This window comes from Flagellimonas taeanensis, from assembly GCF_003584105.1.
In the GTDB taxonomy this organism is placed as follows: domain Bacteria; phylum Bacteroidota; class Bacteroidia; order Flavobacteriales; family Flavobacteriaceae; genus Flagellimonas; species Flagellimonas taeanensis.
In genome coordinates, this window is sequence record NZ_QXFO01000026.1 from 31,624 (window position 1) to 43,298 (window position 11,675).

At 45.0% G+C, this 11,675-nt stretch carries 4 protein-coding genes; all 4 read right to left on the reverse strand.

Features of this window, described 5'->3' with window-relative positions:
• Positions 1-9 precede the first annotated feature (9 nt).
• The 4 genes from D2V93_RS14160 to D2V93_RS14175 all read right to left on the reverse strand — a co-directional run bounded on the left by D2V93_RS14160 (position 10) and on the right by D2V93_RS14175 (position 11,631).
• Positions 10-3,249, reverse strand: a complete 3,240-nt coding sequence (locus tag D2V93_RS14160) for a VCBS repeat-containing protein (RefSeq protein WP_119619851.1) — start codon at positions 3,247-3,249, stop codon at positions 10-12.
• Positions 3,242-6,589, reverse strand: a complete 3,348-nt coding sequence (locus D2V93_RS14165; RefSeq protein WP_119619852.1) for a CRTAC1 family protein — start codon at positions 6,587-6,589, stop codon at positions 3,242-3,244. Before D2V93_RS14165 ends, D2V93_RS14160 begins: the two co-directional genes overlap by 8 nt.
• 334 nt (positions 6,590-6,923) lie before the next feature.
• Positions 6,924-8,498 (reverse strand): RagB/SusD family nutrient uptake outer membrane protein, encoded by a 1,575-nt coding sequence (locus D2V93_RS14170; RefSeq protein WP_182849996.1) that lies wholly within the window; start codon positions 8,496-8,498, stop codon positions 6,924-6,926.
• A gap of 10 nt (positions 8,499-8,508) precedes the next feature.
• Complete coding sequence (locus D2V93_RS14175) at positions 8,509-11,631, reverse strand: SusC/RagA family TonB-linked outer membrane protein (protein ID WP_119619854.1); 3,123 nt, start codon at positions 11,629-11,631, stop codon at positions 8,509-8,511.
• Positions 11,632-11,675: the final 44 nt, after the last annotated feature.

Sequence of the window (11,675 nt, forward strand, 5' to 3'; positions counted from 1 at the left end):
ACCTTTTAGTTAATTTTTGAATGTATAAACTTGTGCTTTATCGTTGTTGAACACCGCTAATAGATATTTTTGGTTGTTCATTTCCAGGGTTTGTAGGTGCCTCAATGATCTTTTGGTGAAATCGAGGCCCAACTCGGCTCCTAAGATAACGGTTTCCCCATTTTTGATAAGGGCCCCGGAAAAGGAGTCCAAACGGCCATGGTACGGTTTCACACCGAAGAAATTGCCCCCGCAAAGGGCCTCTGGGGAACCATCGCCATCAAAGTCATCCACCAAGAATGCCGTTATGGGCGAAACTTGGAGCTCATTCTGGAACGGGACAAAGACAAAATTGCCTCCATCGTTCCTCAAATAACCCGATTTTAAGGTGTTGACCTCCAAAACCGTGGATTTTTTCAGGGCTTCCTTTCCGAAGATTTCCTCCATCGTCTTGCCAGCAAAAGATTTATAGGTGGTGTATTTTTTTCTGAGATAGACCAATTGTGCCGTAAGGCCGTCCATGGACTCCAAGGGATAGTATTTTCCATTTTTCTCCATGGCGGTAACGGTCTCTGTCTGACCATTGTCATCAAAATCATCAAAATAGAGCTGCATGGGGAATTCTTGGGAAGCCCTGAATTTGGAGTTGGTGCCCCAATTTCCCAACAGATAGTCCAAGTCGCCATCCCCATCCATATCAAAGGCTGCAATACTCTGCCATAGCCCCTTGAGGTCCAGCGAGCCTACTTCCGTAAAGGTGCCGTTTTCATTTTTTAAGAATTTGGGCGACATCCATTCCCCGACCAAGATGAGGTCGGTTGAGCCATCGCCATCAAAATCGCTCCAAATGGCATCGGTGACCATTCCTTTGGAATGTTCGGCAAAACTGTCGACCAATTGAAATTGGCCTTGATGGTTTTCCAGTAGATAGGATGTGGCGGGTGCGCCAAATTGGGCCGTCAATGTATGTCCTCCGACAAAGACGTCCATGTCCATGTCCCCGTCATAATCGAAAGGTCTTACCACGGATGAATTCTGGAAGATTTCAGGTAGTTGGATGCTGGAAAATGACGAATCTGTCTGAAGGTAACAGGCATCCAATAGGGCATCCGATTGGCCAAAGAAATCACCTCCCCCGGAAGTGACAAAAAGATCGTTCTTGCCATCATTGTTGAAATCTGCAATAGCGGCTGAAACATTTTCCCTAATGGAATCTTTTTGGATGCTATCGAACCATTGGGCCATAAAGACGCTGTCCTGTTGGACATATATTTGGGCAGGGAAAAATTTGGATCCACCAAAGAAGACATCCGTTTTGCCATCATTGTTCAGATCGCCCTGTGCCAAAGCGGGGCCCCTGTCCGACACCTGATAGGGAATGAGTTTTTCGCGGTTGAAGTCTGTATAATTATCTTCAATATGGGTATAGTCCAAGCCCAAATTATTCTCCACGGCCGTGAATAGGGGTGGTGTTGTCTTGTGCAAGGTTCTATAATCAAAAGGCTTTGTGTTCCCTGGTTTCAAGGTCAGGGCCTGGTTTACTGGGACATCTTTCAGGACCTGATAGGTCATGTCCGGCCAAATGATTTTTAGGGAATCCACTTTTTGGATCTTTCCGTACCCAAAATGGATCAAGGGTTCCGAAGAAGCCTGAAAGCCGCGGGTAGGGAAGAGCTCCTTGAACTGAAGGTTCCCCTCGTGATAGGAATATACCTTGGTGCCAATGCCAAACCTATTTTTTGGGGTGTAATTGAACTTGATTTTCAAATAGTTGGACTTTTTGTCCATCTTATTGATGTATAAGGACGCAGGTTGGTCTATGTTATTGGTCACAAGGTCCAAGTCGCCATCCCCATCCAGGTCGCCCATGGCCGTTGCCCCGGAAATCAAGGTGTCCTTGGTGATCCAATCTCCGGATGTGTCCTGGAACATGAGCTCCTTACCTCCTTTGAAGGTGTAGTTGTGCACATTTCCCGAAGGCATTAGGTCCAATGCCTTTTCATCCACCAATTTGGTATTGTCCAGTTTCTTCTGGATCTCGTTGTTGGAGGCGAACTTTATAAAATCAAGGTCGTTCGGCCTTTTGGGAATGCCATTGGAGATGAACACATCTTGGTATCCGTCTTGATCATAATCCCCAAAAAGGGCACTCCAGCTCCAATCGGTAGCCGCAATGCCACTCATAAGGGCCGTTTCTGTAAAATTGCCGTCCGGTTGGTTCACGTAGAGCATGTTCCGGGTAAACTGATAGTGATAGCCAAAACGGTCCACCCTCATTTTTTGGGTCTGGATGTTATCGTCCCCTTCCGATGACTTTAGGGCAACTTCATCTTCTGGCAACATATCCAAGGATAAAAAATCGGGCCTGCCATCGTTGTTGATGTCAGCCACGTCATTCCCCATGGAGAACCTGCTGGTGTGTCCGAAATATTTCCGGAGACTTTCGGTGAAAGTGCCATCGCCATTGTTCAAATAGTAGTAATCGTCCTCATGGAAATCGTTACCCACATAAATGTCCGGGTAGCCGTCCTGGTTGAAATCGGCTATGGCCAAGCCAAGTCCGTACCCGTTGATACCCCCATAGATACCCGCTTCCTCACTTACATCCTTGAATTTTCCGTTGTCGTTGCGTAATAACTTGTCGCCGGTCTCGTATCGTCTTTCAAATCGCAGATCGAACTTTCCAAAGGAATTTTGGGTGTGTACGGCATGGTTCAAGAGGTACAGGTCGAGGTCGCCATCCAGGTCGTAGTCAAAAAAAGCGGCATTGGAGCTGTAGGAGTCGAAATCCAGTCCATATTGCGAAGCACTTTCCGTAAAGGTGTTGTCCCCATTGTTGATATATAACTCGTTGTGCCCGTTGAACCCATTGATGCCTACCACGGCACATACATAGATGTCCAAAAGGCCATCACCGTTCACATCTGCCATGGTGGTCCCTGTATTCCAAGTACTGTTTCCTTCAATCCCGGCAGTGGCAGAAATGTCCTCAAACTCCAGATTGCCTTTGTTCAGGTATAGTTTGTTCTTGACCTGGTTCCCCGTAAAGAAAATATCGGGGAGGCCATCGTTGTTGATATCGCCTATGGAAACACCTCCCCCATTGTAGAAATAGAGGTAGTCCAGTATGCTCAGCTCATCCGTTGGGGTGAGTGTATTGGTAAAAGTAATCCCAGTTTCCCCAGGGTCCGGATTTTTGAAAAGACTCCCTTCTTTTTGGCAGGAAACCAAAAGGGCAACAAATACCAGTGCGATGCGAAACCTACTCATTGATGGCAAAAATCTTGGGGGTGTTGTTGTTGATGGCGGCTATGACGAATACCTTGCCATTTTTGTCCTTGAACTGTTTAAGATACTTGACCTCGTCGCGGATCTTGAAGCCACTGGTGTCAAAATCCTGCCATTCAAAACCGAGCTTGCCATCGCCCAACAAAACGTTGCCATATCCGGCATCCAATCTTGAAAATTGTGGTTTGAACTCGAAGTTGTTCCCGGCCATGATCAAGTCCAGATTGCCGTCCTTGTTCACATCCATGCAGGTGATGTCGCAAATGCAGGAAAGCTGTACCCTTGGCGGAAGGTTTTTGATGGTGAACTTTCCACCTCCCTCATTGATGGCTATGACCGATGCGGAAGTCTCCACCTTTTTTACAATGGATTTGTCCAATATGTCTTTTGGAAAAAGTTCGTGTATGGTCCGTCCAGCATAATCAGAGGCCTTGAGGTTTTGTTTCTTTAGTGCAGGCAATTGTTCCGTAAGTTCCCTCTTTTGATGGATAGGATAGTCCTTCCCATCTTTTTGCAAGGTAGTGATCTGTTCTATGGTGCCATTGTTGTCGTAATCATTGATCCACATTTTCATGGGAGTCTCGTGGGTGGGCTTGTAATGGAGGTTGAGCCCTTGGTTGCCCAAGATGAGGTCTAAGTCACCGTCATTGTCAAGGTCGGCTACCTCTACCGTGTTCCACCATCCATAAAGACTATCCAAGGAACTGGACATTTTTACCAGTCTTCTGCCCGTATTCTTGTAAATCTTAGGGGTGTCCCATTCGGCAGTGACGATGAGGTCTTTTTTGGAATCCCCATCAACGTCTGCCCACTTGGAATCGGTGACCATGCCGGCATCTTTCAGGTCATAGCCCAATCGTTCCGTAACATTGGTAAACGTGCCGTCCCCCATATTTTCAAGCAGCAGGTGATCCGGTGAGATGCCATATACGCCCACTACGCTTCGCGATCCAATAAATAGGTCCATATCCCCATCATTGTCAAAGTCATAGGGAGAAATGGTAGCGATGTTCTTGAAGGTGGAGGGCAGTTCGCTTGGGGATTTTGAGAAGTTTCCTTTCCCATCATTGAGATAGAGTCTGGTCCTATAACTACGTTGCATGCCCACATTGTTGCCTCCGGAGCCCACTACAAGGTCCAGGTCTCCATCGCCATCGGCATCGAAAAAGGCCGCTGCCACGTCTTCAAATTCCCTGTCGTTTTCGAACACTTGTGATTTTTTCTGGGAGACCTTTCCATTGCCCGCGTGCAGGTATATGGTACCGGCCTGCCCGTGTGCCCCTCCAATAAAAAAATCTTCGTGGCCGTCGCCATTGATGTCTGCCACTGCAAGCGAAGGGCCTTCTTGTGAAAGTTTCTGATAGATCAGGCCTTCGTAGTCAAAATCGTTGTAGGCATCTTCTTGGTGGGATGCCATTGTACTTGTATCCAATTGGTTCAAGAGGGATTTGATGGCCCCCTTTTTAGGAATTTTATAGGTTTCCGTTGCATCGGCGTGGGCGAAGGTCAATACTTGGTTGGCCTTGACATTTTCAAGTTTTTGGGTGCGATTGTCCGGCCAAACGATGCGAATGGAGTCCAAAGCTTCGGATTTTCCCAGACCAATGGTCATTCCATATTCCATGGAGGATTGGAAACCACGTGAGGGAATCAGTTCCTGGTTGATGATGTGCCCCTCAAAATAAAATTTGGCTAAGGTGCCGACGGCAAAGGGATTTGTTTCAGATCCTTTGAATTTGAGTTGGATGTAGTTGTTGTCCAACTGTGCATCGGTATTGTTTCTATATATGTAGGCCTCCGTATTCACGTTATTGATGACCAGGTCCAGGTCGCCATCGTTATCCAAGTCCCCATAAGCGGCCCCGTTGGAACGGGAAGGGAGATCAAATCCCCATTCTTTGTTGGCGTTCTTGAAAGTGATGTCACCATTGTTCCTGTATGCATAATTGGGCTGGGGCTTAATGGGCATTTTACTGATAATGGAATCTATGGATTCCTTTTTCCCCGTCAGGGCCATTTTCTGCACAATTTCGTTGGCAAAAAAGTCGACAAAGTCCAGGTCGGTCAGGTCGTGGTTGATACCATTGGTCACAAAAATATCCTTGAGACCGTCGTTGTCCATATCGAACATGAGGCCTGCCCAACTCCAATCCGTTGCGTCTATGCCACTGTAATAGGCAACCTCGGAAAAAGTGCCGTTGCCATTGTTCAGTTGCAGGGTGTTCTGGATGTACTGTTGGTAAAAATCCTTATTCTGTTTAAGGTCAAAGACGTTGTACCCTTCAAATTCCATAACGGATTTTACCCGTTGTTCTTCTTCGGGCAGCATATCGGTGATGAAGATATCGTTGTGCCCATCATTGTTGATATCGGCAATATCGATTCCCATGGCGGAAAGGCTGAGGTGCGAGGTCCATTCCTTGATCTCCTCCTTGAAAGTGCCATCTTTTTGGTTGATGTAGAGATAATCCCTTTCATAAAAATCATTGGAAACATAGATGTCCGGATATAGGTCCCCGTTGAAATCCGTGACCAAGACCCCAAGTCCGAACCCGATAAGGCTACCATAAATCCCTGCTTCTTCGCTGACATCCACAAATTTTCCATTGTCATTGCGTAAAAGCATGTCACCCACACCCTTAAAAATGTCGGGAACACCTTCCCAATCTTGGGCACGCACCTGACGTTGTTCGGCATAGCCAAGGCTGCTCACTGGGATGTTACTGTTATTTAGGATATAAACATCTAGGTCGCCATCCTTGTCATAATCAAAAAACGAGGCATGAGTGGTGAACCCGGTTTTGGCAAGGTTGTATTCGTTCGCTTTCTCGGTAAAGGTCAAATCCCCATTGTTGATATAAAGATCGTTGTCGTGGTTGTTGCCCTCCATGTTTCCTGCATTGCAAACGTAGATGTCCAGTAGGCCATCTTGGTTCACATCCACCATTACCACGCCCGTTGACCACGGTTTGTTGCCGCCCACGCCCGCACTTTCGGAAATATCCTCAAACTTGAAATTTCCTTTGTTCAGATAGAGCTTGTTCGGGACCATGTTCCCAGTCAGATAAATGTCTTGAAGTCCGTCGTTGTTGATGTCACCAATGGCCACACCTCCTCCATTATAAAAGTTCCTGTACTTAAAAATGTTGAAGTTTTTCTGGTTTTCAACCGTATTGATAAAGCTTATGCCAGTTTCTTCGGAAGGTAGCAATGTGAATAGTGTTTCTCCTTTATCTCCCACTTCCGGTTTTTCTGCCTTTTTGTTCTTGCATGCAGTTGCGAGAATCAAAAGAAGGGATATAGTAGCATATTTTAGTTTCATTTGATGTTCTTTTTATCATTGGGTGTAGCATTTTATGGTTTAATTGCTACTTCCATCCATTCATTTTGTGAATTCTGGATATGTTTGTAGGTCTCATATGGCCTGCGTTTATGTGTCTTGAGAACTAAAGCCTATACGAAACTCCTAATCTACCAAGATGGGTAATTATCTCAAAATATTCTAAAGCCATTAATATTTTGTTAATCGTTTATTTGCTGTTTTTTCATTCATAGCTTCGAGGTGCCATGACATAGGAAATAGCTGCTTGTAATTAAATAAAAATAAATGCCGCCCACATAGGGGCGGCATATAAACAACTTAAACTTTTTTCTTTTTAATAACCTGGGTTTTGTACCAAGTTTGGATTTGATAATAGGGCAGTTGCTGGAATTGGGAACAAATTTACATTTGGATCCCCACTAACTTCCTTAAGGCCCCAAGGTGCGGTAAACTGGCCAAATCTTACCAAATCGTTTCTTCTCCAGAACTCTATGTACAGTTCACGTGCCCTCTCATCCAGAAGAGTTTCTTCTGTTACACTTGGAAGTGGGTCTGTATCCGTTCTTTTTGCACGAAGCTCATTTACCAAAGCGGTTGCATCATCTCCCATTCGCATCATGGCCTCGGCCTTCATCAAGTGTGCATCTGAATACCTGAAGAGGATTTGATGTTGTCTGAAAGAATTTACATTGTCATCTTCAGTTGGATCATAAGGGTGGTATTTGATAACCCTGATTCCTTCTGTTTCACCATTACCTACCAAGGATGGTATTTCCTTTTTCAACACCAAGGGTTGTCCTTGTCTATTCTCAAGGGGGGTTCCGTCTTCATTATATTGAAGACCGATCAAGAAACCATACCCAATTCCCAAGTTCAAATTGTTTGCAGTGGCTGCATCTGGAACAAAGCCTCTTCGCTCTTCTTGACCATCGCCTACATAATTGGAGTCCGGATCTCCTTCAAAAAGATCGTAAAACTCGGCAAGTGTGGAAAAACCATTCCAACCTCCACCTGTATTATCAGGGCTATTTTGGTTGTAGTGCATACTGTTCCAGATTCTGGCACCAATGTCACTTCTTAAAAACAATATGGTCTCTGAATCATCTGTGGGTTCAAAAATTTGGAAGTAGCCTTCTTGTATATCGAATCCACTTGCTTTGATTTCATCCACTAGGTCGATGACTTTTTGCATGTCAGCTGTTTCGGCTGTACCCGTGCCTTTATAGATATGTGCATTCAGGTACATTTTGGCCAATAGAAACTTTGCAGCTTCTGCGGAAGCGGTTCCAACGTTGGCCACTCCTGGGGCAACAGATGACAATCCAGATAAGGCATCGTTCAAATCCGACTCAATAAAAGAGAAGGCTTCGCTTCTGGATAGTACCGTTGGGTTAACTTCAGGTCCTTCATCAACTTCCCTAAAGGGAACAGACCCATAAAGGTCCATAACAAAGAACATATTGAATGCCCTCAGGAATTTGGCTTGAGCGACTACACCAGCACTGGAACTTGTTGTTTCAATAATTTCTGATGCCCTAAAGATATTTTGGTTCAAATTGTTCCAAGCATTTTTTACAAACTGGTGGTCAGGGGTCCATGTGTGCGTGTGCAATTGTCTCCACACCCCATTGTCTCCCCAATCGGTTCCCCTAGTTGGAATCAATAGTTCGTCTGAGGTGACCTCGGATAGAGCGTACATGTTTTCCTGTGTTGCAAAATCTCCACCTACCTTGTTATACAGGTCGTTCAGGGCTGATTCTGGGTTGGCGACACCTGTAAATCCGCCATCGCCCGAGCCTTCACTAATAATGGAGTCGGTTCCCTCAATTTCCAAATCGGTACAAGAGAGGGTGAAGCCTATTATGAAAAGTGAAGCAAAAACAAATTTTTTATATGTTTCTAGTTTCATGCTAATTTTTTTAAAAAGTTACACTAAAGCCAAACGTATATGTTCTGGGCCTTGGGAATGCTGAGTAGTCTATACCAGCTATGGGAAGACCGTTCAATAAATCTCCTGTGGCAGGCGTAACACTTACCTCAGGGTCCAATCCGCTGTAATCAGTGATCACGAATAAGTTCTGACCTGTAAGACTTAGCCTCATTGATTTAAACATACCCTCTCCAGACAAAGGCACATTGTAACCTATGGAGGCTGTTTGTAGCCTCACAAAATCTCCTTTTTCCAAGAATCGGGTAGAAACGGAAGCTTCAGCAAAACGACTCTCTTCGCCAGCTAAAGCCACTACATCCTTTATCACATTGTTCCCACTTCCAATAGCACCTCCAGTAAAGAAGGCATTGGCAGTGTTATTATAGATATAATTGCCGAACTGCCCATTGAAATAAAGTGAAGCATCCCAATTTCTATATCGGGCAGAGGTTGAAAAACCTCCTGTAAAGTCTGGAAGGGCACTTTTGCCAACGAATTTTTGATTATCGGTTCCGCCTTCATGTACTGGGTTTCCGTTTTCATCAAATCCGATAAATTCCCGTAGATAAAATGAATAAAGTGGTTGTCCATTCTGCAAGCGCTGTGCAAATGCATTGGTCAGACCAGCTCCTCTAATGGTTCCTGCCGGAATAGCTCCTTCAAAATCTTGTATTTCATTTTTGTTGTAGGCCATATTGAAACCAGCAGTCCAGCTATAGTCTTCTCCTTGTAGGATGTCATAGTTAAGTGAGAATTCAATCCCTTGGTTAAGGACAGTAGCATCCAAGTTTTGGAAGAAGAACGGTTGCGGGGATGGCTGTGCTGCCTCCACACTCAACAAAAGGTCTCGGGTTTCTTTGCGATAAACATCGACACTACCGTTCAGGCGGTCATTGGAAAATCCGAAATCAAGACCGACGCCGTATTGAGTGGTCTCTTCCCATTTAAGGTCTGGATTGGCAAAATCAACAGTGCTTGTACCAGGAACATTTACTGCTCCACCGTCTCCGATTCCCCCGCCAGAGTATCTTTCCCTTCTTATATACCTTCCGTAGCCAATACCATCTTGGTTACCGGTGATACCATAGCTCAATCTCAATTTAAGGGTGGATACGGCGTCACCAATAAAGTCTTCTTCGTTGATCTTCCATGCAAATGCAGCTGAAGGGAAGATACCATATTTGTTGTTCTCGCCAAATCTTGAAGAACCATCAGCTCTTACTGTGGCAGTGAACAAATACTTGTCAGCAATGGTATAGTTGGCCCTTGCAAAGAAGGATTGCAGTTCATCGGTATTGTCAAAGATGTCAGTAAACAGGGCGCGTACACCAAGACCGGTAGTTTCTCCAAGAAATTCGGTTTCAGGCGTTGGGAATAAACGGTTCACGAAAAGCCCCGCAGGATTGTTGGGAACATCAAACGAATAACCGTATTGTTGGTATCTGCCCGAAATCATTGCTTCCAAAGTAGAAGCTGAGTTTGAAAGATCTGTTGCCATTTGGTTCAAATCTGGCGAACTGTAGCCCCATCCTTGGACATTTCTGCCCCTTACATTAAAATCTTGGTAAGAAAAACCAACTAAAGCATCCAACTTGGAGTTCGTAAACTCGGTGTTGTAGTTCAATGTCAATTCCAACAATCTGTTCTCATTGATAAGGTCGTTAAGAGCACCTCTACCATTTCCAGCTGCACCACTACCAACATTAAATGATTTGCTGGAAAGCGATGCTTCTCTTTTGGAATCGGATTTGTCGTATCCCACGGTTACTTTGGCGGTCAACTCATCCAAAATGTCGTACTCCGCTGAGAAATTTACCAATACGCGATCAGTGTAGGTCATGCTCTGCCAGTTTTGCAAAAGGTTGAGAGGGTTGATCCTGTCACCGGGGTTAAAGGTAGGGCTTGCAGGCCAAGTTGGATTGGAGGCATAAGCTGCACCCAATAAATCACCTGTTGATCCAGCGCTACCACTCAATGGGGGCGCTTCATCATTAACCCTTGAAAGAGTACCCTGCAGGTTTAGGCGTAATTTATCTTCCAAGAAGCGATGCGAGGCATTCAATCTTCCGGTAATCCTTTCTTGAGATGATTTTTCAATGATACCAAACTGTTTTCCATAATTGAAAGTGGCCCTAACGTTTCCGGAACCATAATTCTGGGAGTAGGCCAAGTTGTTGTTGGTAGAAGCGGTAGATCTTAAAACAAAATCTTGCCAATTGGTATCATTGCCATAGTTGATGGCAGAACCTCCAAAGGCATCTACGGCATCAAGGAATTCAGAAGCATTGAGCAAATCAAATTCTTTGGCGGGAGTGGAGTAGCTCAAATCTGATGAATACTCCCAAGTACCCCCTTTGGCTCCACCTTTTCCACTTTTGGTGGTAATGATGACCACACCATTGGCACCACGAGAACCATATATTGCTGTAGCTGAAGCATCTTTCAAGATACTCATGCTCTCAATATCATTTGGGTTAAGGAAGCTCAACGGGTTTCTTGCGGAGCTAGATCCAACGCCAATGTTTGTTCCTTCAGATGAAGTATCGCCCGAAGGTAATGGGACTCCATCCACAACAAAAAGTGGGTTGTTGTTGGAACGGACCGAGGAAGTACCCCGGATTCTAATGGCAACCCCAGATCCTGGTTCACCACTTCCTTGGGAAATCTGTACACCTGCGGTCTTACCTTGAATCAACTGTTCAGGGGAAGAAATGACACCTTTGTTGAAGTCTTCAGAAGTGACCGCGGCCACTGCCCCTGTGGCATCCTTTACAGTGGTTTGGCCATAACCAATAATGACCACCTCGTCCAAAGCCTGTGCATCTTCTTCCAAGGTTACATTGATGGTAGATTGGCCATTGACAGCTCTTTCCACAGTCTTGTAACCGATGTAGCTGAACACCAACGTGGCCGAACCATCGATGTTGTTCAGGGTATAATTACCATCAAAATCGGTCTGGGTACCATTGGTCGTGCCTTTGACCAATACGCTAGCCCCTGGCAAAGGACCGTTTGCATCCGAAACGGTACCTGATACTGTTTGGGCTTTTATCATGCCAAAGCATAAGAATGCCCCAAGCAACAAAAAGCTTTTTAGTAGCGTAATCTTCATAAATGATTAATTTTAAGTTTAGTTAATTTTAATTCAAGTGTTAA